The organism is Candidatus Nanopelagicus limnes (assembly GCF_002287885.2).
In the GTDB taxonomy this organism is placed as follows: domain Bacteria; phylum Actinomycetota; class Actinomycetes; order Nanopelagicales; family Nanopelagicaceae; genus Nanopelagicus; species Nanopelagicus limnae.
This window is the reverse complement of record NZ_CP016768.2, coordinates 433,199-456,011: the sequence shown is the minus strand read 5'-3', so window position 1 is coordinate 456,011 and position 22,813 is coordinate 433,199. Positions and strand designations below refer to the sequence as shown.

The window sequence follows — 22,813 nt, the reverse complement described above, 5'->3', positions numbered from 1 at the left end:
GATCATCTTACAACTGATCGGTTATTTGACTCGCTTCGGCAATTTTCTCAACTAGTACGGTAGCAATTCGATGGCGCCTACCTGCTGGGCGTTCTGCAGTTAACTTCCATCCGGGAACAGTAATTGTGCTTCCAGGAATTGGAATTCGACCTAAATGCTTCGCAATTAATCCACCAATGCTGTCAACATCCTCAATCTCTTCTGGTGTGAACTCGGTATCAAATTTTTCGGCAAAATCCTCAACATGTAATCGAGCAGAGACTCTAGCTTTTGCATCAGTAAGCCATTCAATCTCAACTGTTTCATCATCGTCATACTCATCTGCAATCTCGCCAACGATTTCTTCTAAAATATCTTCAATCGTAATCAAACCTGCCGTGCCACCATACTCATCAACAACTACTGCCATATGGATTTGATCTCGTTGCATCTGCTTTAACAGCTCATCAGCAGTTTTAGTCTCTGGAATGAAGGTTGCTTTTCTTAAATGCTCCTCCACAAACTCATTTTGTTCAGCATCTCTATTTTCATGAACCCGCTTTGCCAGATCCTTAACGTAAGCAATTCCAACCACATTATCTAAATTTTCAGAGATAACTGGAATTCGAGTAAATCCTGATCGAAGAGCCAATGAAAGTGCTTGTCGTAGATTTTTGCCAGACTCAATCCAAACCATTTCTGTTCTAGGAATCATCAACTCTCTAACCATTGTTTCGCCTAGATCGAAAACTGAATGGATCATTTCTCGCTCTGACTCTTCTACAAATCCACTCTCACTTGCCTGATCTACTAAATCTCTAAATTCGGCCTCAGTAGAAAAGGGGCCAGATTTAAATCCCTTTCCGGGCGTAATGGCATTTCCAATTTTGATTAACAAATTTGTGAGTGGACCTAAAACTTGAGAAAGAAAGTACGCAATGGTTATTGCAGGCTTAGACCATTTTGGGGCATGTTGCTTTCCCAAAGTTCGTGGGCCAACTCCAACGATTACATAGGAAATTGCAACCATTAAAACTATTGCTTCAGCTAAGGCCAAACTCTTATTTGATGCATTTTCCACAAAAGATGTTGCAACTAAGCCTGTTGCTGTTAATTCACAGCTCTTGCGCACTAGTAAAAGTACATTTAAGTAGCGGGCAGGATTTTCAACAAATCTATCAAATCGCTTTTTGTATTTCGGGTACTTCTCAACCAACTCTTCTATCAGCAACCTAGAAAGAGAAGTTAGCGCGGACTCACATCCTGCAAGAAGCCCTGCGAATAGGAGTAGAAAGATAACTAAGAACAATGTTGAAAGGCTCATACTAATAATCTCCACTCTTTTAGTATTTCCTCTTGCAATGCAAACATCTTCTTTTCATCATCGATTTCCTCATGATCAAATCCTAAAAGATGCAGTACGCCGTGAACTGTTAGCAGTTCCAATTCCTTCTCTAATGATTGCTTACCATTTTTCTCAGCATAGGAAGGGCACAAAACAATATCGCCAATTACTCCTGGTCCATTGGCCGCTGAGTTTGGCTTTAGCTCATCCATGGGAAATGAAAGCACATCTGTTGGACCAGCAAGATCCATCCATTTAACATGCAACTGCGACATTTCATCCTCATTTACAAATCTAATCCCGAGCTCTGAATCTTGATGAATGCCCATTCTCTTTAGCGCAAATTCTGATACTGATGCGATGGCAGACTCATTGCATTTAACGGAGGAGTTATTAACTAAATCTATTTTCATGGCGATTAATTCAAGAAACTACTTGAATCGATTATCGATCACCTTTTCCGCTTCGAATTGGAAATGTGCTTTTTGAAATGTTTTCATCCCAGTGCCCATAAGCAGTGACGATATCGCCGACTAATCTATTGCGGACCACATCTTCAGCATTTAAGTACATAAAAGAAATATCCTCAACATCTTTCAAGATATCTTGCACAATTTTTAATCCAGATTGAGAGTTGTTAGGCAAATCAACCTGCGTAACATCACCAGTTACGACCATCTTTGAACCAAACCCTAGACGGGTTAAAAACATTTTCATTTGTTCACCTGTTGTATTTTGAGCTTCATCTAAAATGATAAAAGCATCATTTAAAGTGCGACCTCGCATATAAGCAAGGGGTGCTACCTCAATTACGCCTGAGTTCATTAACCGTGGAATTGCATCTTGATCAATCATGTCATGTAAGGCATCAAATAGTGGACGTAGATACGGATCAATTTTTTCGTGCAGTGTTCCTGGTAAAAATCCCAATCGCTCACCAGCTTCTACTGCAGGTCTAGTTAAAATGATCCGATTAACTTGTTTTGCCTGTAGTGATTGGATGGCCTTAGCCATTGCAAGATATGTCTTGCCTGATCCAGCCGGTCCTATTCCAAATGTGATGGTATTTGTATCGATCGCATCTACGTACTTCTTTTGATTTGAAGTTTTTGGTCTAATTGTTTTACCACGATTACTTAATATATTTAGTGATAAAACCTCAGCTGGGTGCTCTGCAGGATCTTGTTTAATCATGCCAATAGATCTGCGCACCATATCGGAGGTTAGATTTTGACCACTACGTAAAATCGCAATTAACTCTTCAACTAAACCTACGAATTGCTTTGATTGCTCTAATTCACCCTTGACATAAATTTCATTACCTCGCACAGTAATTGCTAACTGAGGGAACTGATTTTCTAAAATTCTAAGATTTGAATCTCCGGGGCCTACTAATGTGACCATGGGAAATGCAGCTGGTACTTTTATCGAGATCGGGTCCATTACTTCAATTCTATATTTAACCTGGCGGCCATGCGAATGACCTGCCTGCCAGAAGGTGTAAGTGAGCGTGAAATACAGATTGGCCAGCAGCAGCGCCAGTGTTTACATTCATTCGATAACTCTCTAAACCATTCTCACTCGCAATCTCCCCTGCTGCCCTAAAAATCTCTCCAGCTAAAGCGGGATCAGAGTTCGCAACCTCTGCCATATTTGTAAAGTGTTTATTTGGAATAATTAAAATATGAGTTGGAGCTTGGGGAGTTATGTCGTTGAATGCGGTAAATAACTCACTCTTCTTCACGATTTTCGCAGGTATTGTTCCGTCAACTATCTTACAAAATAAACAATCCACTTCTACCACCGTCCTAACTTAGTTTGAACTGCAGAGATTGCGGCAAATCCGGCATGTGCTGATCGAAGAACAGTTTCTCCCAACCTAACTATTTTACCGCCCCCGTTTTCAAACATCGATAGCTCACTAGGACTTATTCCACCTTCAGGTCCGATAATTAGAAATATAGAAGTAAGTGATTGCGCTAATTGCAGTTGAGCAAATTTTTCACCTGCCGATTCATGAAACACGATTGCCTGAGCATCTTTGCTTAATAATTGAACCACGCCAGCAGTCGTTAACAATGGCATAAGTTTGGGTAACCTGATTTGTCTGGCCTGTTTACACGCCTCTTTGATCCCAATCTCCCATTTTTGTGCAGAGTCAGATTGCCACTTACTAATAGATCGCTCTGCTTGCCATGGAATTATTCGATCGACGCCAGCCTCAATCGCCAGTTCAAGCATCTCTTTGTTTCTGTCTGATTTTGTAACCGCTTGTACCAAAACTAGTTCAGGCTTCTTCTCTTCAAACTCACCTTTTTCTGAAACCGATATCGTCAATTCTTTCTTCGATATTTCAATGATTGGACCAGATACCCACTTCTTTACGCCATCTGAAATCTTTATAACTTCGCCAAGATTCAACCTTAAAACCTTAATTGCGTGATGCGCTTCGTCTTTACCTAAAGTTTGAGTGCTGCCATCATTGATTTGGTCAGTAAAAAATAGAGTGAGCACTACCGGAAAGCACTTCTAACTTTGCTAAAGAATCCCTGATCGCTATTTTTATGGATTACGACCTTGCTACCATCTTCATTTCTTGATTCTGCAAATTTACGAAGTAACTCGCTTTGCTCCTTATTGAGCTTGCCTGGAATTACTACCTCGATATGAACGATTAAGTCACCCCGCCCACTTCCTCGCAACTTAGTTACTCCCAATCCTTTAAGGAGGACCGTTGAACCACTTTGTGTTCCCTCTTTGATTTCAACTTTTTGATCGCCATCAAATGTTTCAATAGTCACTGTTGTACCTAAAGCAGCTGATGTCATTGGGATTGCAATTGAAATGTGAAGATTATTCTCTTCTCTAATCAAATACTCATGAGCAATTTCAACAATTTCTACATATAAATCACCAGCATTGCCACCGCCAGGGCCAACCTCACCTTGTCCACTTAATTGAATTCGATTTCCAGTCTCAACGCCCGCTGGAATTTTTATTGGAATGCTTTTTCTAGAACGAACACGTCCATCGCCAGCACACTCTGTACAGGGATCAGAAATTACTGAACCAAAACCTTGGCAGCTCGCACAAGGACGGCTAGTCATTACTTGTCCTAATATCGATCGTGCTACTTGTTGTGTTTCTCCACGTCCTTTACAAATATCACAGGTGCGCGAACGAGAATTATTAGCACAACCACTGCCACCGCACTTAGCGCAAACAACAGCTGTATCAACATTTAGATCTCGCTCACATCCAAAGGTTGCTTCCTTAAGATCTACTTCAACTCTAATTAACGCATCTTGTCCTGGCCTTGTTCGTGGCCTTGGGCCTCGTTGCTGTCCACCACCAAAAAACGCATCCATGATGTCGCCAAAACCAAAGCCTGCATTAGAAAATCCGCCACCAAAACCACTTCCACCAACATCATAATTTTGACGCTTATCAGGATCACTTAGAACTTCATATGCAGCAGTAATCTCTTTGAACTTATCAGCCATCTTTGGATCAGGGTTTACATCTGGGTGATAACTACGTGCTAGTTTTCGATAAGCTTTTTTTATTTCATCAAAACTTGCATCCCGATCAACGCCAAGAGTTTCATAAAGATCAGCCATCTCTTATTTATTCTCCGTTAAAAATCTGCCAACGTAATTCGCAACAGCATTAACAGCTGATATAGATGAGGCGTAATCCATTCGGGTTGGACCTAAAATTCCAAGTGCTCCTATATCGGCATAACCAACCTTTACTAAGCTGGTTTTTCTTAAACTCTTTTCACTTTGTTCATCGCCAATTTCGACTTTAACTGAAGAATCTGTGCCGGAGAGCAATCTCAGTAAAACTACCTGCTCCTCCAACGCCTCTAAAATTGGATGAATGCTGCTAGATAAATCTTGATTTGCTCTTGCAAGATTTGAAGCACCAGCTAATACGACTTTCTCCTCCGGCTGCTCAATTGCCATTTCAATTAAAGTTGTAATGATCACGACGATATTCGATTTGTCGCTACCACGATAATTAGTAGACAGACTTTCTAATTTACTAGCCACATTTGAAAGTGATTGCGTAGCGATAAGGGAATTCACCTTTTTGTGAAGGTCAGAGAGAGCGCCTTCGGTGATTTCAATTGCTAATTCAACCATTCGTTGTTCAACTCGACCAGCGTCGGTAATCAAGACAATCATTACGCGACTTGGGTTTAATAAGACCAATTCAATGTGTCGGACCTTTGCTTTAATTAATGATGGGTACTGGACTACTGCGACTTGTTTTGTCACCTGGGCTAATAATCTAACTGTTCGGGAAATAACATCATCTAAATCTGTTGCGCCATCTAAAAAGTTCTCAATCGCTTTTCGTTCGGCCGAGGATAAAGGTTTTACCTTGGCTAGTTGATCAACAAATACTCGATAACCTTTATTTGTAGGAATTCGGCCAGCACTAGTGTGAGGTTGAGTTATTAAGCCGGCATCCTCAAGTAAAGCCATCTCATTTCTAATTGTTGCTGGTGAAACGCCTAATCCCGCACGCGTGGCAAGAGTTTTTGAACCAACTGGTTCTTCGGTCGCAACATACTCATCCACAATCGCTTTGAGGATCTCAAGTTGCCGACCTGGCATCGCATTACTCATAAGCCAACGCTACTACAAGAGTATTTGTCTTAGTATTCGGTCGGCGATTAGACGACCATCTAAGGTTAAAGTTGCTCGGCCTTGATTCCAATTTGCTAGATCTAGATGACCACTTTCAACATAACTTGAAAGCTCTGACAGTTGCATCTCATTTAAACTTTGTTTCTCCACGCCGCTTGGCAATCTTAGAGACAACATCAATTTTTCACTTTCAATCTGTAATTCTTCAAGTATCTCAGAATCTGCAACTGGTGATTGATTTGAAAGAACTCTTTCTTTATACAAATTGGGGTGTTTAACATTCCAAAATCTTTTTCCATTCAAATGTGAATGCGCCCCAGGACCAGCACCCCACCAATTATCACCTAACCAATATGCCAAGTTATGTTTACTTAGTGATCCAGATTTCGCCCAATTACTCAACTCATACCATTCAAATCCAGCTGCTGTAAATGCTTTATCTGCAACCAAGTATTTTTCAGCAGTTAAATCATCATCTACTTGCGCCACATCACCACGTTTAATTTGAGCCGCTAGTTTTGTTCCCTCTTCAATGATTAATGCATAAGCTGAAATGTGTGTGATTGGAAGAGTAAGGGCTGCATCAATTGATGCTTGCCAATCCGCTAAAGACTCCCCAGGTGTTCCATAAATTAGATCAACTGATATCTCAGAAAATCCAACCTCTTTTGCCCAAGTTGTAACCTGCAATAAATTCTCAGGGTTATGAGTTCGATCAAGTGTTGCTAGTACATGTTTAACTGCTGATTGCATGCCAAATGAAACTCGATTCACACCAATTGCTCTAAAGGCAGCCAGACTTTCCTTAGTTACGGTGTCAGGATTACATTCCATGGTGATTTCAGCATCAGGTAAAAGCGTGAATTCAGATTTAATCGTAGAAATCACCCGACCAATGTCATCTGGTTGCATAAGTGATGGTGTTCCTCCGCCAAAGAAAATTGATGGCACATTGGCGCTCTGACCAACCTGTACCTTTGCCGCTTTGATTTCCATCAGCAGTAAATCAATATATGAGTTAGAAATTTGGGCCAAGCCTTCAGTTATCTTTAACTCACTTGGAGTGTAAGTATTGAAGTCGCAATAGCCACACCTTTTGACGCAATAAGGAATGTGGACATAAAAGGCAAGATTCACTTACTTCTTCTTTTCACTCGCTTTATCTGAATCAGTGGTTAAGGCAGCAATAAAGGCTTCTTGTGGTACTTCAACTCTGCCAACCATCTTCATACGCTTCTTACCCTCTTTTTGTTTCTCTAACAGCTTGCGCTTTCTGGTTATGTCTCCGCCATAACATTTAGCCAACACATCCTTACGAATAGCTCGGATGTTTTCTCTCGCAATAATTTTTGCACCGATCGCTGCTTGAATTGGAACCTCAAACTGTTGACGAGGAATCAATTCCTTTAACTTCTCAGTCATCTTTACTCCGTAGGTATAAGCCTTATCTCGGTGAACTATCTGACTAAATGCATCAACTTTTTCACCCTGTAGCAAGATATCGACCTTAACTAAATCACCTGCCTCTTCCCCAATTGGTTCATAATCAAGGGATGCATATCCACGAGTTCGTGACTTAAGTTGATCAAAGAAATCAAAAACTATTTCAGCCAATGGCAGGGTGTATCGAATCTCAATTCGATCCTCGGATAAGTAATCCATGCCTTTCTGTACGCCTCTGCGCTGTTGGCAAAGCTCCATAATGGTGCCAATAAACTCACTTGGTGCCAATATCGTTGCCTTAACAATTGGCTCATGCACTTCTAGAATTTTTCCATCTGGATACTCTGATGGATTAGTAACCACTAATTTCTTTCCATCTTCTAGTGATACGTTATAAACCACACTAGGCGCAGTTGAAATTAAAGTTAAACCAGCTTCACGCTCTAATCTTTCACGCACAATCTCCATATGCAAAAGACCTAAGAAACCACATCGAAATCCAAAACCAAGAGCAGCAGAAGATTCTGGTTCAAAAACTAGAGCGGCATCATTTAGTTGCAATTTATCTAGCGCTTCTCGAAGCATTGGATATTCCGCGCCATCTAATGGAAACAATCCAGAAAACACCATCGGCTTGGGATCTGCATAACCTGCAAGGGCTTTTGTTGCTGGGTTGTTATAGGTAGTAACTGTGTCGCCAACTCGAGATTGTCTAACATCCTTCACACCGGTTATCAAATAACCAACCTCACCAACTCCTAAACCTTTGCTTGCAATGGGTTCTGGTGAAATCACGCCAACTTCTAACATTTCATGTCGCACACCAGTTGAATACATTTGAATTTGATCTCGTGGGGAAAGATGGCCATCAACAACTCGAACATATGTAACCACGCCGCGATATGAGTCATAAACTGAGTCAAAAATTAGTGCTCTAGTTGGTGCTTTTGGATCCCCAACTGGAGGTGGTAATTGTTTAACAATTTGATCCAATAAAACTTCAACGCCCTCACCTGTTTTACCAGAGACCCTTAAGCAATCCTCAGGCTTGCAACCAATTAGATTTGCTAACTCTTCGGCAAATTTCTCTGGCTGCGCAGCAGGTAAATCAATTTTATTTAGCACCGGAATAATCGTTAAGTTATTCTCCATCGCAAGATAAAGGTTTGCCAAGGTTTGAGCCTCAATTCCTTGAGCGCAATCCACCAGCAATATTGCACCTTCGCATGCTGCAAGGGATCGAGAAACCTCATATGTAAAATCCACATGCCCAGGTGTATCGATCATGTTTAAAATGTAATCTTGACCATCAATTCCAGATTTCCATGGCAAACGAACCGCTTGGCTCTTAATAGTTATGCCGCGTTCGCGCTCGATGTCCATTCGATCCAGATATTGCGCACGCATATTTCTGTCTTCAACAACACCAGTAATTCCCAACATTCGATCTGCCAAAGTAGATTTACCATGATCGATATGGGCAATGATGCAGAAATTTCTTATCTGCGCCGGATTTGTGGCAGCAGGTTGGGGTGCTTTTGCAATTGAGATGGCAGGCATTTATGCCTTCGCAGTTTCTAGAAAATTAACGAACGCCAGCTTTGTTGGCCAATTTGGCCATAGCTGACTTTTTGTTAGCTGCATTGTTGGCATGAATTACGCCTTTTGAAACAGCCATGTCTAGTGAACGAGAAGCATCTGTGAACTCAGCTTTAATTTTTGCGGCATCGCCAGCTGTAACAGCATCGCGGAATTTACGGATTGCAGTACGAAGAGCTGAACGATAAGCCTTGTTTCGATCCTGCGCCTTGTTGTTGGTGCGAATGCGTTTAATCTGGGACTTAATATTTGCCACTTGAAATTACCTTTTCTCGTTAATTGTCTTAAAAACTTATTTAATAAGAGCGTAAGGGTATCAGCGCAGACCCGTTCGGCTCAAACTGAGCCTATTTATCGAGATCCTCTAGCAGCACAAACGGTCATTATCGCCCGTTCTAGGGCGTAGATCGGATCGGCTGCCACGCCTTTGATATCAGCATCAGCGGCTGCAATTGCGATCACAGCTTTTGCCATTGCATTTTCACTCCAGCCAACAAGTTGGCGACGGGCTTTATCAATCTGCCAAGGTGGAATTGCCATGCTCTGGGCTAGTTCAAATGATTTAACAGATCTGGAAGCTCCTGAAACCTTAGCTAAGGTCCGAAAAGATGAAGCAAGAGCGCTCACAATTAAAACTGGATCAGTTCCAGTTGCTAAAGCATTTCTTAAATTAATTATCGCAATTGGCGTATTGCCTTCAACGGCAGCATCAGCCACATCAAAACCTGTGCTCTCAACTCTGCCTTGTTGGTATGCAGTCACATCTTCTTCATCAATAGTTTTTTGTAAGGCCACATCGGATGCAAGTTGTGAGCAAGCAGCACTGAGCTCACGTAAATCACTTCCCAGGGAATCGATTAATGCTTGCACTGCCTCGGTAGTTATTTTTCGATTTAAACGTTTGAACTCTGCCCTAACAAATTCTGATTTTTCACTCTCTTTCTTCACGGCTTCAGCGGTGATTATCTGAGCCCCAGCTTTTTTAATTTTATCTACCAGTGCCTTGCCTTTAACTCCCCCCTTATGCCAAAGAAGTAAGGTTAAATTCTCATCTTGATTTTCTAAGTAGGTAGCGATCTCATCACTGCAATCTAAATCTAAATCTTGAATCTCTTTAATAACAACAACTCGTTGATCTCCAAAAAGTGATGGAGCCAAGTTATCGGTAATGACGCCAACCTCAATTTCATCTGATGAAAGCGTAATTACCTGGGCATCTGCGTTAGTGGCGATAACTTGTGTGATGGCGCGATCAGCTAACAAGCTTTCAGCCCCTTGTACTAAAACTAACCCCACCTTATTTGCCACCATTCTTTTCCAGTTACCCTGATCTTATTAGGTGAAGCAAGTGATATCCCACCTGATAGATCTGTGCGCCAAACCTGGATATTTCGAGAATTTAACTCTGCTATGAATTGTTGGTCTGGATGACCGTATGAGTTGCCTTTGCCAACCGAGATAATGGCCACCTTGGGATTTAGTCGATCCAACATAGGTAAATACTGGTAAGCCGATCCATGGTGTGAAACTTTCAAAACATCAACCTCAGATAAGTAACCAGAACTAGTAATCAACTCTTGTGCTGCCGGTTCAATATCACCGCCAGCAAAGATCGATAAAGTTTTAGTCTTAATGATCACCGAAATACTTGAGTTGTTAACTTCTGAGCCATCCCCAGGAAGAGTAGGCATTTGGCCCAGAGATAATTTAGGCCAAAGTACCAAAACCTGAGTTGCAAACTTTGGTAGAAGGTATTTTTCACCCTGTTGCACAATCTTTATATCAATCCCATTTAGCTGCTTAATAGTTGATTGATAGGCAGCTGCGGGTTGGGCCAAACTAGAAATCCAAACTTGTGAGATTCTCCTACTTTCTAGGACTTTAGAAATACCACCAATATGATCAGAGTGAAAATGAGTCAAAATTAGAAGTGGAATTGAACTAATTCCTAATTGTCTTAAACATTGATCCATCTTTTCTGGCTCTGGCCCCACATCAATCACGATGGCATTTCCTTCTCCTAAATTCACTACCATGCCATCGCCTTGGCCAACATCGCAATTGGCGATCTGCCAGCCGCTACCAGGCCAAGTAAAATGTGCAATCATTAATTGCATAGATAGAAACAAAATTGCTAGATAAATTACCCATTTATGCCCACTTATTAAGCCAATCATTATGGCGACAAATAGTAGAAAAAATGCAAAGATGCGATTGAAGGAAATTGCTGGCAGATTTGCCATAGATTGGCTGATGATTACTATCCAATGAGCAAGGGGTGTGGCAAGGAGTAAAAGAAAATTAGAGAAAAATGGTGCAATGGGTGCAAAAATTGCAGCAACAAATCCAAGTAATGTGATGGGCGCAATAACTGGTGCAACCAGAATATTTGCTGGAACTGTTACTAATGAAAGTTGATTTGATATCAAAGCTATTACTGGCAAACAAAAGATTGTTGCACTCACTGGGATAGCTATTGATTGAACAATCCAGATTGTCCTTATCTTCTTGCTCAACCTATCTTCAATTACTGGAGAGAGTAGAAGTATTCCTGCTGTGGCCAAGACGGAGAGGGCAAAACCAGGATCAGTTGATTGAATGGGGTCTAATAGCAATAAAAACATAATTGCAGCAGCTAATGATGGAACTCCAAAGGAACGCTCACCAAAGTACTTAGCCAGAATTACAACTGCGCTCATTACCGCTGCCCGCAATACCGATGGAGTTGGGCGAACTAGGAAAATAAATAAGATAAGTATTATCCCAACCACCCAAAGCCGATTGCGTAATCTCTTGACTAAAAACTGAAGCAGCCAGAGTAAGAATGTCGCTACCATCGCAAAATTAGCGCCGCTAACTGCAGTCAAGTGCGAAAGTCCAACTCTGCGCATTTGAGTGATGAAGGATTGGCTTTGTAAGGAGGTATCCCCCAAGACCAAACCTGGAATTAATGCCCCCGCTTTGTTATCACTAGCAAGTGCTCGAAAATCATCTCTAATCTTTGAGGTAAATCTAAATAAATTGCGTGGTTTTCCAATCTTTGTAATCTCACCAGTTGCAATAGCAAGAGCTGCAACCTTGCGCTCTTTGGATTTAACCAGCCGAGCATTCACAATGAGATTTTGATCGATTTCAACATCACTTGCAGGGTTAAAACGTATTCGCAGTGGCAAATCAATTCTTGTGCCATCGATGGAGGTGAGTTTGAATAATGCACTTAACTGATCAGGCTTTCGATAAGAGCCAATCACCAAGCCTTCTTTTAGTACCGGATCAGTTGCAATAACACCTTCTAGTCTTACGACTGAGCCAACTTTGCTTTGAAGAAATTGATTGTTTAAAGCAGCCTGCCGAAAAGAAACTAGAGATAGGCCAACGAGCGCAGTTACTGCCAAGATTAAAAAAACAGTACGTCTATACACAACTGCTAATAAAAATGCTGAAAGCGCCAATAGCGTTTTTGATCCTGGCCAAAAGCAACTTATTGCAGTACTTATCCAGAGGGTGCTACTGATTAGAAGTAGGCGGTAATCTATAAAACGCGCAGAAACGCTTTGATCTCTTCGAATTTCTTGCCACCTAACCCTGAAATTTTCTTCAATTCATCTAGGGCGTTAATTCGGCCAACCTTGATTCGATAATCAATTATGCGTTGGGCAGTTACTGGACCAATCCCAGGCAAGGTATCTAACTGAGACAAGGTGGCTCGGTTTATATCAAGTGGATTGTCAGGAGATATCTTCTTAACTACCGCTTTCCCGCCTGAGTATTTGCTTGCACCAACCAAAATTTGCTCACCATCAACTAACACTCTGGCTAGATTTATATCGCTTATATCAACGCCCTTTAATTGATTTCCAGCTGCCTGAATTGCATCTATTACGCGTGAGCCACTAGGTAGTTGATAAACCCCAGGGTTTGTAACCTTGCCTGCCACATTAATAATCAACTTAGCTTGCTCTGCTTGGGCAATGATTGGTGGCATATCACTAATTACTGGTATTTGACTTTGTGGTCTTGAATTTAGAAAGTAAAATCCGGCAATTCCAATACTTAAAGCAAAGAGGACTGCTAAACCGCGCTTTTGCTCATTGGTGATGTTTAAATCAATCATGGGCATATCAAATATTATTTTGAAGGATCAAATTGCTGATTTAGTAAATTTGTGGAAAACCTTGAACTATTTTTGTAGATCTTTTGGATACATAACGCCTTTTAGTTCTCTTCTGAATACATATGTAGTAACAAACTGCTTAATTGGTTCAGGAATCTCATAGATCTGTATTGGTTTGATTTTCACCATAAACAAAGGCACAAATGACCAAAATCCAAATAGATAGGCCATCACTGTCCAGCCGAATAATCCCCGCCCCTTTGCCCATGCCAGTAGTAGTACAAATGGAATGGCAATTAGGTTTATCGTGTTCATGCTGGCCCTTTCTTGGTGAGGTTACCCACTACCAATAGTTAAACAGGTGCAACTGACAGTAGATTTGCCACATGAAAAACCCAGATGCGATTGTCATCGGTGCCGGGTTAGTTGGTGCCTGCAGCGCACTCTCATTAGTAAATGCAGGATTAAGGGTTTTAGTTCTAGATCGTGGCCCCGTTGCAAGTGGCACAACTGGAGCTGGTGAAGGAAATATTTTAGTTTCAGATAAAGAACCAAGTGCTGAGTTAACACTAGCTCTTCGATCTCGGGATGCTTGGTTTGAAATAAACACAGATATTGGTGGCGGTTTTGAGTTAGAGGATAAGGGTGGCGTGGTTGTCTCGCGCAGTGAAAAAGGAATTGCAGATTTAAAGAAATTATCAGCTCTGCAAGCTGTGCATGGGATCGCGGTAGTGGAATTAGATGCCAAAGGTATTAAAGAAATTGAGCCATACATCTCAGACAGTGTTGAGTACGCCGTTCTTTATCCGCAGGATGCTCAGTGCCAACCCATGTTAGCTGCTGCCCAAATTATGCGAGCGGTTAAAAAACGAGGCGGTGCGTTTATTCAGGGTGAAAATGTTAAATCTATTAACGTTAAATCTGGAAAAGTTGTTGGCTTAACCACTGAGAAAAACACTTACACCTGCCCAATCATAATTAATGCCACTGGAACATGGGCTGGTGAAATTGCAAAGATGGCTGGCTCCTACCTTCCAATTATGCCCAGGCGTGGTTTTATTTTAGTTACCGCACCTGCTCCAAAAATAATTCACCACAAAGTTTATGACGCCGATTATGTGGCAAATGTGGCAAGCAGTGATGCTGATTTGCAATCATCTGCAGTGGTGGAAGGAACTGAAAGTGGGACAATTTTAATTGGTGCATCCCGTGAACGTGTTGGATTTAAATCTGATTTAGATGTGGCAGTGCTAAGGCAGTTAGCAAGACAGGCCATCTCATTATTTCCAATTCTTTCAAATATTGCTCTACTGCGTGCTTACCGAGGATTTCGTCCATACGCACCAGATCATCTGCCAGTAATTGGGGAAGATGCCAATGTAAAAGGGCTTTGGCATGCGGCAGGTCATGAAGGGGCAGGAATTGGCTTAGCTCCTGCAACTGGTGAATTAATCACAGCACAAATTACATCTACAAAAACTTTTATGGACCCGACACCATTTTCGCCAAAACGATTCAAGGAAGCTGCAAATGTCGCAATTTAATATTGAGTTCACATTCGATGGTGAAAGCATCAATGCAATTACTGGGCAATCTGTCGCTGCTGCCCTGTTGGCAGCAAACCAACGTGCACTTCGTAAAACTAGATTTAATAACAACGATCGAGGCGTATTTTGTGGCATTGGCGTTTGTTTTGATTGCTTAGTTGTAATTGATGGCATTACTAATCAGCGCGCTTGCTTGATTGAAGCAAAGCCTGGAATGAAGGTTCAAACACAGGTAGGTAGCGATGCATAATGTAGTAATTGTTGGCGCAGGTCCGGCTGGCTTAAGTGCGGCAATTGCAGCAGCTGCAGCTGGTGCGCCAGTGTTGTTAATTGATAGTAATCCAAGACTTGGCGGGCAATACTGGCGTTTACCGGCTGATAACTTTGGTGATCAACATAATCAACATTTTGATCTAGATACTGGCTTGTTACTTATTAATGCAGTTAAAGATCGCAAAGAGATTGAAATTTATAGCGGTGCTCAAATCTGGAGTGCTACCCATAAGGATGGTATTAATACCTTGCGCGTACTTCACAATGGTGTTGAAAAAATCATAAATACTGGAAATTTGATCTTATGCACTGGAGCTTATGATCGAGCACTTCCCTTTCCTGGCTGGGATATCCCAGGAGTGATGACGCCTGGTGGCGTTCAATCACTATTAAAAGGCCATGGCGTATTAGCCGGTAAAAAGGTTGTTGTCGCAGGCAGCGGACCATTTTTATTACCAGTTGCTGCTGGGGTGATTAAAGCAGGTGGTGAGGTCGTTGAGTTGCTTGAAGCAAATAAATCTTATCGATGGCTACTTTCACCATTTGTTCTCCTAGAAAATGTAGGAAAAGTTAAAGAGGCTTTTTACTATATAAAAACTATTAGCCAGGCGAAGTTACGGGCTAGGTTTGGGCAAGCTGTAGTTGCTGCCCATCAAGGAAGTGATGGCAATTTAGAGTCAGTAGATGTTGCAACTATTGGTCGTAAATTTAAGATTAAGAAGATTCGAAATGTTAAATGTAATGTCGCAGCAGTTGGTTGGGGCTTTACTGCAGACACCTCACTCGCTGGCGCTTTAGGTTGTAAGCAATCTGTGGCTAAAGATGGTGGTGTGGTGGTAGTTGCTGATCAGGATCAGCAAAGTTCAATTACTGGAATTTTTGTTGCTGGTGAAATAACTGGAATTGGTGGTTCTGAACTTTCAATGGCTGAAGGCGTAATTGCCGGAATCTCTGCTGCGAAATATGTTGGCTGCAAAGTAGAAGTTCTTAAAGCCCACCGAAAGCGTCGAGCAAAGAAACAAAGATTTGCAAATGCATTAATTAAGTCTTATCCAGTCAAAGCTGGCTGGATCACTTGGTTAAGCGGACAAACAATTGTTTGTCGCTGCGAAGAGGTTACGGTTGATAATTTAAAGTATGCAATTGAAGAACTTGGTGCAACTGATTCGCGAACTGCAAAGCTACTAACTAGATGCGGTATGGGTCTATGCCAAGGAAGAGTATGTGGCCGATCAGTTGTTGATCTGGTGGCAGCAGAATTAAATATCTCACCTTCTGATACTGATCGATTTTCTGCTGCCAATCGACCAATAATTTCACCAATTCCACTTGGTGTTTTAGCAAAGGGCGAATAAGGTTTAGCCATGACAACTTCAAAGCCATGGCACGGAGTTCTAACTGCAACCGCACTTCCATTTAAACCAGATCTTTCAATTGATTTTGATAAGTACGCCGACCACATTAAATGGCAAGCAGAAAATGGAGTTCATGGCGCAATTCCAAATGGCTCACTTGGTGAGTACCAAGTATTAACTCCTGAGGAACGCACTAAAGTTTTAAAGACCGCCCTAGATGCCGCTCCTGCTGGTTTTAATGTTGTGCCAGGTGTTGCAGCTTACGGCGCGGCTGAATCTCGTAGATGGACTGAACAAGCAGCTGAGATGGGCGCAAAATGCGTAATGCTTTTGCCCCCAACCGCCTACCGTGCAAATGATGAAGAGATCATCGCTCACTACAAAGAGGTGAGCAAAGTTGGATTACCGATTATTGCTTACAACAATCCCTTTGATACCAAGGTTGATTTAACTCCACAATTAGTTGGCCGAATTGCAGAGGCTGCAGAAAATGTTGTAGCAATCAAGGAGTTTTCCGGAGATGTGCGCCGTGTTTGGCAGTTACATCACTACGCCCCAAGAATTGAAGTATTGGTTGGTGCTGATGATGTATTGCTGGAGTTATCAACTGGAGGCGTAGTTGGCTGGATTGCCGGTTTCCCAAACGCGCTGCCTAAAGAGTCTGTTGAACTTTATAATCTTTGCTTAGCTGGAAAATATGCTGAAGCTAAGCCAATTTATGCTGCAGTTCATAATTTGTTTAATTGGGATAGTCGAAAAGAGTTCATTGTTGCAATCAAAGTAGCAATGGAAGCGGTCGGTCGCTATGGCGGACCAACAAGATTGCCTAGATTGCCACTGCCAGCAAATGATTTGGCTCAGCTAAATAAAGATATTAAGCAAGTACTAGATTTCTATAAAAATAGAAAATAGTTAGATGAAAAATAGTCTGCGTACCGTGACCACGGTTGAATCGCACACTGAGGGAATGCCTACCCGAGTAGTTACTAGCGGGATTGAAGAAATCCCAGGTAAAACAATGTTTGAAAAGCGCCTGCACTTCATGGCTAACATGGATTACATCCGCCAGTGGCTGATGTATGAACCTCGTGGTCACCCAGCTATGAGTGGGGCAATTCTGCAAAAACCAACCAGAGCTGATGCTGACTGGGGTGTGATTTTCATAGAGGTCTCAGGATGCTTACCGATGTGTGGTCATGGAACTATTGGAGTTGCCACGGTTTTAGTTGAAAAGAAATTAGTTGCAGTAACTGAGCCAATCACCACAGTCCGACTTGATACTCCAGCAGGTTTAGTTGTTGTAGATGTCCAAGTCAAAGCAGGTAAAGCGGAAAAAGTTACCTTAACTAATGTTCCATCATTTTCTTATCAATTAGATCAATCTGTAGAAGTTCCTGGATATGGAAAAATTAAATATGACATGGCATTTGGTGGCAATTTTTATGCAATCATTCCCATTGATCGTGTTGGAATTGATTTCAAAAGAGAGAATGGTCAGAAGTTTTTAACGGCAGGTCTGGCAATTAGTGATGCAATTAATCAACAGAACAGACCTATCCATCCAGAGAATCCAGATATTGCAGTTTGTCACCACATTGATTTCATAGCCCCAGGTAAGAATTCATTACATTGGAAAAATGCCATGGCAATTCATCCTGGCTGGTTTGATAGGTCTCCATGTGGAACTGGAACTAGCGCCCGATTAGCTCAAATGGTTGCAAGGGGTGAATTTAAAGACTCTGATGTGTTGATAAATGAATCTTGGATTGGTTCTCAATTTGAAGGAAGAATTAAAGAGCACACAAAGGTGGCAGGACTAGATGCGATTGTGCCAACTGTTACAGGTAGAGCCTGGGTAATGGGTGAGGCAACTTGGTTGTTAGATCCATCAGATCCGTTCCCAAATGGATTTATAGTTTAAGACTTCTCCGCCAATAACTCTATTTTTCTAGCAAGTGCGCCACCCACCATGGCATGAAGTTTTGTTCCCTCTGGTAGATACTCTTCTGAAATAATTTCACCTTGCTCATGCACCGCACTAACTAAATCTCCTCGATTAAATGGAATTACCGCATTAACCTCCACCTTTGGTTTTGGTAGCGCAGATTCAATGGCTTTAACCAAAGTTTCAATACCGTAACCAGTTCGAGCTGAGATTGCATAAGCATTACTTTCCTTCCTTAGCAGCTCCATCAAAACCTCAGGTGCGGCAACATCTGCTTTGTTAATTGCAATTATTTCCATAATCTCACCGCCACCAATTTCAGTTATCACCTCCCGAACTGCGCGTAATTGTTCAGTTGGATCTGGGTGAGCGCCATCAACAACATGCACGATCAAATCTGATTGTGAAACCTCTTCCAGGGTCGATTTAAAAGCCTCGACTAATTGGTGTGGCAAATGCCTTACAAATCCGACGGTATCGACCAGTGTATAAATCCGACCATCACTGCTTTGAGTTTTTCTAACAGTTGGATCCAAGGTAGCAAATAATGCGTTTTCAACTAATACATCAGCACCTGTTAGGCGATTTAGCAGGGATGATTTACCAGCATTTGTGTAACCTGCGATTGCAACTGATGGAATATTGTTTTTACGACGTTCATTTCGCTTGGTATCTCGAGAAACCTTCATCTCTTTAATCTCACGGCGCAACTTAGACATTTTGTCATTAATTCTTCGTCTATCTGTTTCAATTTTAGTTTCACCAGGACCACGTCCACCAATTCCACCTGCTTGTCTTGATAAAGATTCACCCCAGCCACGAAGTCTTGGCAACATATAAGACATTTGTGCTAACTCAACCTGCGCTTTACCTTCACGACTCTTGGCATGTTGCGCAAAAATATCTAAAATTAAAGCGGTTCGATCAATCACCTTTACTTTAACTTTTTGTTCCAAAGTTCTAAGTTGTGCAGGAGATAGCTCACCATCACAAACAACTGTGTCAGCTCCAGTTGCCACTACGGCATCTCGAACCTCTTTAACCTTTCCAGAGCCAATAAAAGTTGCAGAATCTGGTTTATCACGGCGCTGGATTAAAGCCTCCATTACCTGCGATCCAGCGGTCTCCGCCAATGCTGCTAACTCTTTAATTGAATTATCTGCATCCTTAGCACTTCCTTCAGTCCACACACCAACTAATACAACTTTTTCTAATCGTAATTGACGGTACTCAGCATCTGAAACATCTTGTAACTCTGTTGATAAGCCACTTACCCGGCGAAGTGCTTGTCGATCTTGTAGATCTTGATTATCACTTTCTGGTGAATCCTGTAATTCATAATCTGCAACCGCTTGAGCGTTTTCTCTAATTAATGTATCAATATCTATCTCAAGTCCATCTTCTTCACCAAACTTATTTTTACTCACAGATACTTATCCAACTCAACCTCTTTAACTAATACTGCCGGCCCGGTTAAGGTCGCATTACTGTGGCCATCTATTTCAACCATTAATCTGCCGCCCGGTGGGTTTATAACCCATTTAGTCGGAAGTGATTTTCTCTTTTCAATGCTGGCAGCAAGTGCTACAGCACATGTTCCAGTCCCACATGATTGAGTTTCACCCACGCCTCGCTCATGGACTCGCATTTGTAACTCACCATTTTCTAAAAACTTTACAAACTCAATATTTACACCATCTTGATACTCCGAGGCTGGTTCAACCACTGGCTGAGTTTTCAGATCCCCAATTAAACTCATGTCTTCTACAAAAACCACTGCGTGTGGATTACCCATATCAATGTTAAATCCTCGAAAAGTATTGCCATTTACAGTCACTTTTATTTCACCAGGAACTTGTGCAACCTGGCCCATATTCACAGCGATATCACCCTCTTCAGGTACTGAAAGAAATTTTCGTCCATCTCTAGTATTAATTGCATAGATGCCACTACCCTGATGATTATTCTGCGTAAGGTAGCGAGCCATTACTCGAATTCCATTGCCACACATCTCAGCCACACTGCCATCGGCATTTAGGTAATCCATAAACCACTGGCCATCTTTTTTAACAATCTTTATAAATCCATCACTACCAACACCAGTGCTTCGATCACAAATTTTCTTTATCTGCTCTGATGTAAATTTCAGCTGATCTGCTTCATCAAAGACCAGCACAAAATCATTGTGTGTGCCATGGCCGTAGGTAGCTTTTATCATTAATTAATACTAGCCAACAGTTTTTCTAACTGGCCGGCCTTACTTTCTGGCGCCAACCACTTGATTCGATCATCCCGCGAGAACCAGGTTTCTTGCCGTCTGGCATATGCCCGAGTAACTCGTTTAGTCTCCTCTTTTGCAAATGCTTCATCACACTCACCATTTAAATAATTCATTATCTGGCTATAACCAAGAGCCATCTTGGCAGTCGTTGCTTGCTCCAACCCTTTAGTCATAAGTTGCATGACCTCTCGGATGAATCCCTTCTCCCACATATTTTCAACTCTTTTATCGATTTTAGAATCTAAATTCTCACGATCTAGAACTAAACCAAACTGCTTTGCATCTGGATATTTACTGCTTGCCTGCCTTGGTAAATTAGCTGTAAATGGTTTACCAGTAATTTGGATTACCTCAAGTGCTCTAATGACTCGGCGGATATTCTCTTTTGGAATTGCAAGAGCTGCTGCCGGATCTAACTTTGCAAGCCGCTCATGCATTTGATCATTTCCAACTACTTGCGCCTCATCAGTTAATTGTTGGCGCACTATTGGGTCTGTATCTGGAAAATTTAGATCATCTAAAATGGCTTTGATATAAAGACCAGTTCCGCCAACAACTACAACTGATTTTCCAGTGCCAAGAAGTTGATCAATTTTTTCTCTAGCTAGGCCTTGATACCAGGAAACATTTGCCTCCTGTGTGACCTCAAGTAAATCTAGAAGGTGATGTGGAATCTCATTTCGCTCTGAGATTGGTAATTTAGCTGTTCCAATATCCATGCCCTTATAAACCTGCATTGAATCTGCATTAATAATTTCAGCATTTATTTCCTTGGCAACAGCTAAGGCTAAATCACTTTTTCCAGTAGCAGTTGCACCACATATTATTATCAAACTCATAAAGACTTTAAAGATGCCAAAGTTGGTATCCCAAGTAATATCTTCTTATCCCCTTTTTCTGCCATCCAACTGGCATGAGCATCACCGCCACGAGTTTTAGTCACTGAGATTGGCGCGCTAGCAACAATATGGTTTGCAAAAGCCTCGACTACTTTTACCTTAACTAGATCACCAGGTCTGGCAGTTGCAGCTGAGTTATCAAAATGAGTAAGCCTAAAATCAGCGCTGCGACCATTCATTCGATTTTGATCTAAATCATGTCGGCCTTCATGGCCTGAAACTAATAACTCCACAGTTTTGCCTATGAGTTTTTCATTTTCACTCTTTGAAATCTCTTGTTGAATTTTATGCAGCTGGTTATACCGATCTGCCATTACATCATCAGCAATTTGATTAGGCATGGTGGCAGCAGGTGTACCCGGACGCTTTGAGTATTGAAATGTATATGCTGCTGAAAATTTGGCTTCTTTAACTAAATCAATAGTTTGCGCAAAATCATCATCACTTTCCCCAGGAAAACCAACAATAATGTCGGTAGTAATTGCTGCCTCTGGCATCGCTGCTCGCACCTTTTCAATGATTCCTAAATATCTTTCCCTGCGGTATGAACGACGCATCGCTTGTAAAATCTGATTACTACCTGATTGCAATGGCATATGCAGGTGTGGCATAGCATTTTTCGTCTGCGCCATCGCATCAATTACATCATCTGTAAAATCTCTTGGGTGAGGAGACATGAACCTAACTCGCTCTAATCCATCAACCTCACCGCACTGGCGAAGTAATTTTGCAAAGGCGCCTCGATCACCAAAATCAACTCCATATGCATTTACATTTTGGCCAAGCAAGGTAACTTCAATTACCCCTTGAGCAACTAAGGCTTTGACCTCTTTCATAATTTCATCGGCAGGCCGGTCTTTCTCAATTCCGCGCAGGGATGGCACGATGCAAAATGTGCAGGTGTTATTACAACCTACTGAAACTGAAACCCACGCTGAAAATGCTGAATCACGTTTAACTGGCAAGGTGGATGGGAAGTGTTCAAGTGATTCTTTGATTTCAACCTGAGATGCTTCCTCAATTCGAGCACGTTCTAACAAAATTGGCAGTGAGCCAATATTGTGAGTTCCAAAGACCACATCCACATATGGAGCTCGTTTAATAATCGCATCTTGATCCTTTTGCGCCATGCAACCACCAACAGCAATTTGAAAGTTTGGATCACTTTTCTTGCGAGGCGCTAGGAAGGATAGATTTCCATAAAGTTTATTGTCAGCATTTTCTCTAACCGCACAAGTATTAAAAACAACTAAATCTGGTTGAGTATCTGCCAACGCTTGGGTATAACCAGCATCTAATAAAAGACCTGAGATACGTTCGGAGTCATGAACATTCATCTGACAGCCGTAGGTTTCAACTACAAAGGTAGGCATAT

General features: G+C 41.7%; 23 protein-coding genes. 5 read left to right on the top strand and 18 right to left on the bottom strand.

Annotation, left to right across the window (positions count from 1 at the left end; genetic code table 11):
- Window positions 1-7: 7 nt before the first annotated feature.
- The 14 genes from B1s21122_RS02275 to B1s21122_RS02210 all read right to left on the bottom strand — a co-directional run bounded on the left by B1s21122_RS02275 (window position 8) and on the right by B1s21122_RS02210 (window position 13,453).
- Window positions 8-1,303, bottom strand: coding sequence for a hemolysin family protein (locus tag B1s21122_RS02275; protein ID WP_095680837.1), 1,296 nt, complete (start codon window positions 1,301-1,303; stop codon window positions 8-10).
- The gene (gene ybeY, locus B1s21122_RS02270) at window positions 1,300-1,737 is read right to left on the bottom strand and encodes an rRNA maturation RNase YbeY (RefSeq protein WP_095680838.1); all 438 of its coding nucleotides are present in this window, start codon (window positions 1,735-1,737) and stop codon (window positions 1,300-1,302) included. Before ybeY ends, B1s21122_RS02275 begins: the two co-directional genes overlap by 4 nt.
- 31 nt (window positions 1,738-1,768) lie before the next feature.
- Window positions 1,769-2,767, bottom strand: coding sequence for a PhoH family protein (locus B1s21122_RS02265; RefSeq protein WP_095680839.1), 999 nt, complete (start codon window positions 2,765-2,767; stop codon window positions 1,769-1,771).
- A gap of 16 nt (window positions 2,768-2,783) precedes the next feature.
- Window positions 2,784-3,119 (bottom strand): histidine triad nucleotide-binding protein, encoded by a 336-nt coding sequence (locus B1s21122_RS02260; protein WP_095680840.1) that lies wholly within the window; start codon window positions 3,117-3,119, stop codon window positions 2,784-2,786.
- A 2-nt stretch (window positions 3,120-3,121) separates the two neighbouring features.
- Window positions 3,122-3,838: a 16S rRNA (uracil(1498)-N(3))-methyltransferase gene (locus B1s21122_RS02255; protein ID WP_095680841.1), complete on the bottom strand. Its 717-nt coding sequence runs from the start codon at window positions 3,836-3,838 to the stop codon at window positions 3,122-3,124.
- Complete coding sequence (gene dnaJ, locus B1s21122_RS02250) at window positions 3,838-4,944, bottom strand: molecular chaperone DnaJ (RefSeq protein ID WP_095680842.1); 1,107 nt, start codon at window positions 4,942-4,944, stop codon at window positions 3,838-3,840. The genes B1s21122_RS02255 and dnaJ overlap by 1 nt, the downstream gene beginning before the upstream one ends.
- A gap of 3 nt (window positions 4,945-4,947) precedes the next feature.
- On the bottom strand, window positions 4,948-5,961 hold the full coding sequence (gene hrcA, locus B1s21122_RS02245; protein WP_095680843.1) for a heat-inducible transcriptional repressor HrcA: 1,014 nt from the start codon (window positions 5,959-5,961) through the stop codon (window positions 4,948-4,950).
- 12 nt (window positions 5,962-5,973) lie between these two features.
- The gene (gene hemW / locus B1s21122_RS02240; protein ID WP_095680844.1) at window positions 5,974-7,119 is read right to left on the bottom strand and encodes a radical SAM family heme chaperone HemW; all 1,146 of its coding nucleotides are present in this window, start codon (window positions 7,117-7,119) and stop codon (window positions 5,974-5,976) included.
- Window positions 7,120-8,985 (bottom strand): translation elongation factor 4, encoded by a 1,866-nt coding sequence (gene lepA, locus B1s21122_RS02235; RefSeq protein WP_095680845.1) that lies wholly within the window; start codon window positions 8,983-8,985, stop codon window positions 7,120-7,122.
- Between the two features lie 25 nt (window positions 8,986-9,010).
- Window positions 9,011-9,280, bottom strand: coding sequence for a 30S ribosomal protein S20 (gene rpsT / locus B1s21122_RS02230; protein WP_095680846.1), 270 nt, complete (start codon window positions 9,278-9,280; stop codon window positions 9,011-9,013).
- A gap of 95 nt (window positions 9,281-9,375) precedes the next feature.
- The gene (gene holA / locus B1s21122_RS02225) at window positions 9,376-10,335 is read right to left on the bottom strand and encodes a DNA polymerase III subunit delta (RefSeq protein WP_095680847.1); all 960 of its coding nucleotides are present in this window, start codon (window positions 10,333-10,335) and stop codon (window positions 9,376-9,378) included.
- Window positions 10,311-12,476: a DNA internalization-related competence protein ComEC/Rec2 gene (locus B1s21122_RS02220; RefSeq protein WP_223299079.1), complete on the bottom strand. Its 2,166-nt coding sequence runs from the start codon at window positions 12,474-12,476 to the stop codon at window positions 10,311-10,313. Before B1s21122_RS02220 ends, holA begins: the two co-directional genes overlap by 25 nt.
- 80 nt (window positions 12,477-12,556) lie before the next feature.
- Window positions 12,557-13,138 carry a ComEA family DNA-binding protein gene (locus B1s21122_RS02215; protein WP_095680849.1) on the bottom strand — a complete coding sequence of 194 codons (582 nt, stop codon included), beginning with the start codon at window positions 13,136-13,138 and terminating at the stop codon, window positions 12,557-12,559.
- A 66-nt stretch (window positions 13,139-13,204) separates the two neighbouring features.
- Window positions 13,205-13,453 (bottom strand): hypothetical protein, encoded by a 249-nt coding sequence (locus B1s21122_RS02210; protein WP_095680850.1) that lies wholly within the window; start codon window positions 13,451-13,453, stop codon window positions 13,205-13,207.
- A 71-nt stretch (window positions 13,454-13,524) separates the two neighbouring features.
- Between B1s21122_RS02210 and B1s21122_RS02205 the strand changes: the two genes are divergently transcribed.
- Genes B1s21122_RS02205 through B1s21122_RS02185 form a run of 5 tightly spaced genes read left to right on the top strand, consistent with a single transcriptional unit; the run spans window position 13,525 to window position 18,234 of the window.
- Window positions 13,525-14,682 carry an NAD(P)/FAD-dependent oxidoreductase gene (locus tag B1s21122_RS02205; RefSeq protein WP_095680851.1) on the top strand — a complete coding sequence of 386 codons (1,158 nt, stop codon included), beginning with the start codon at window positions 13,525-13,527 and terminating at the stop codon, window positions 14,680-14,682.
- Window positions 14,669-14,935 carry a (2Fe-2S)-binding protein gene (locus tag B1s21122_RS02200; protein ID WP_095680852.1) on the top strand — a complete coding sequence of 89 codons (267 nt, stop codon included), beginning with the start codon at window positions 14,669-14,671 and terminating at the stop codon, window positions 14,933-14,935. Before B1s21122_RS02205 ends, B1s21122_RS02200 begins: the two co-directional genes overlap by 14 nt.
- Complete coding sequence (locus B1s21122_RS02195; RefSeq protein ID WP_095680853.1) at window positions 14,928-16,313, top strand: FAD/NAD(P)-dependent oxidoreductase; 1,386 nt, start codon at window positions 14,928-14,930, stop codon at window positions 16,311-16,313. Before B1s21122_RS02200 ends, B1s21122_RS02195 begins: the two co-directional genes overlap by 8 nt.
- A gap of 9 nt (window positions 16,314-16,322) precedes the next feature.
- Window positions 16,323-17,225 carry a dihydrodipicolinate synthase family protein gene (locus B1s21122_RS02190; protein ID WP_095680854.1) on the top strand — a complete coding sequence of 301 codons (903 nt, stop codon included), beginning with the start codon at window positions 16,323-16,325 and terminating at the stop codon, window positions 17,223-17,225.
- Window positions 17,226-17,229: 4 nt separating this feature from the next.
- Window positions 17,230-18,234: a proline racemase family protein gene (locus B1s21122_RS02185; RefSeq protein WP_095680855.1), complete on the top strand. Its 1,005-nt coding sequence runs from the start codon at window positions 17,230-17,232 to the stop codon at window positions 18,232-18,234.
- Here B1s21122_RS02185 and hflX read toward each other — a convergent pair.
- The 4 genes from hflX to miaB are packed head-to-tail and all read right to left on the bottom strand — an operon-like array spanning window position 18,231 to window position 22,811.
- Complete coding sequence (gene hflX, locus B1s21122_RS02180; protein ID WP_095680856.1) at window positions 18,231-19,685, bottom strand: GTPase HflX; 1,455 nt, start codon at window positions 19,683-19,685, stop codon at window positions 18,231-18,233. The two genes, B1s21122_RS02185 and hflX, sit on opposite strands and share 4 nt — an antisense overlap.
- Window positions 19,682-20,476, bottom strand: coding sequence for a diaminopimelate epimerase (gene dapF / locus B1s21122_RS02175; RefSeq protein ID WP_095680857.1), 795 nt, complete (start codon window positions 20,474-20,476; stop codon window positions 19,682-19,684). The genes hflX and dapF overlap by 4 nt, the downstream gene beginning before the upstream one ends.
- Window positions 20,476-21,378, bottom strand: coding sequence for a tRNA (adenosine(37)-N6)-dimethylallyltransferase MiaA (gene miaA / locus B1s21122_RS02170; protein ID WP_095680858.1), 903 nt, complete (start codon window positions 21,376-21,378; stop codon window positions 20,476-20,478). The genes dapF and miaA overlap by 1 nt, the downstream gene beginning before the upstream one ends.
- Window positions 21,375-22,811, bottom strand: a complete 1,437-nt coding sequence (gene miaB, locus B1s21122_RS02165) for a tRNA (N6-isopentenyl adenosine(37)-C2)-methylthiotransferase MiaB (RefSeq protein ID WP_095680859.1) — start codon at window positions 22,809-22,811, stop codon at window positions 21,375-21,377. The genes miaA and miaB overlap by 4 nt, the downstream gene beginning before the upstream one ends.
- Window positions 22,812-22,813: the final 2 nt, after the last annotated feature.

What these genes read in the sequence shown, in the direction of transcription:
- B1s21122_RS02190 (WP_095680854.1), top strand. Translation starts at nt 16,323, where the DNA reads ATGACAACTTCAAAGCCATGGCACGGAGTTCTAACTGCAACCGCACTT.
- B1s21122_RS02195 (WP_095680853.1), top strand. Translation starts at nt 14,928, where the DNA reads ATGCATAATGTAGTAATTGTTGGCGCAGGTCCGGCTGGCTTAAGTGCG.
- dapF (WP_095680857.1), bottom strand. Translation starts at nt 20,476, where the DNA reads ATGATAAAAGCTACCTACGGCCATGGCACACACAATGATTTTGTGCTG.
- B1s21122_RS02205 (WP_095680851.1), top strand. Translation starts at nt 13,525, where the DNA reads ATGAAAAACCCAGATGCGATTGTCATCGGTGCCGGGTTAGTTGGTGCC.
- B1s21122_RS02275 (WP_095680837.1), bottom strand. Translation starts at nt 1,303, where the DNA reads ATGAGCCTTTCAACATTGTTCTTAGTTATCTTTCTACTCCTATTCGCA.
- B1s21122_RS02185 (WP_095680855.1), top strand. Translation starts at nt 17,230, where the DNA reads ATGAAAAATAGTCTGCGTACCGTGACCACGGTTGAATCGCACACTGAG.
- dnaJ (WP_095680842.1), bottom strand. Translation starts at nt 4,944, where the DNA reads ATGGCTGATCTTTATGAAACTCTTGGCGTTGATCGGGATGCAAGTTTT.
- B1s21122_RS02215 (WP_095680849.1), bottom strand. Translation starts at nt 13,138, where the DNA reads ATGATTGATTTAAACATCACCAATGAGCAAAAGCGCGGTTTAGCAGTC.
- lepA (WP_095680845.1), bottom strand. Translation starts at nt 8,985, where the DNA reads ATGCCTGCCATCTCAATTGCAAAAGCACCCCAACCTGCTGCCACAAAT.
- B1s21122_RS02200 (WP_095680852.1), top strand. Translation starts at nt 14,669, where the DNA reads ATGTCGCAATTTAATATTGAGTTCACATTCGATGGTGAAAGCATCAAT.
- ybeY (WP_095680838.1), bottom strand. Translation starts at nt 1,737, where the DNA reads ATGAAAATAGATTTAGTTAATAACTCCTCCGTTAAATGCAATGAGTCT.
- miaB (WP_095680859.1), bottom strand. Translation starts at nt 22,811, where the DNA reads ATGCCTACCTTTGTAGTTGAAACCTACGGCTGTCAGATGAATGTTCAT.
- miaA (WP_095680858.1), bottom strand. Translation starts at nt 21,378, where the DNA reads ATGAGTTTGATAATAATATGTGGTGCAACTGCTACTGGAAAAAGTGAT.
- holA (WP_095680847.1), bottom strand. Translation starts at nt 10,335, where the DNA reads ATGGTGGCAAATAAGGTGGGGTTAGTTTTAGTACAAGGGGCTGAAAGC.
- B1s21122_RS02210 (WP_095680850.1), bottom strand. Translation starts at nt 13,453, where the DNA reads ATGAACACGATAAACCTAATTGCCATTCCATTTGTACTACTACTGGCA.
- hrcA (WP_095680843.1), bottom strand. Translation starts at nt 5,961, where the DNA reads ATGAGTAATGCGATGCCAGGTCGGCAACTTGAGATCCTCAAAGCGATT.
- B1s21122_RS02265 (WP_095680839.1), bottom strand. Translation starts at nt 2,767, where the DNA reads ATGGACCCGATCTCGATAAAAGTACCAGCTGCATTTCCCATGGTCACA.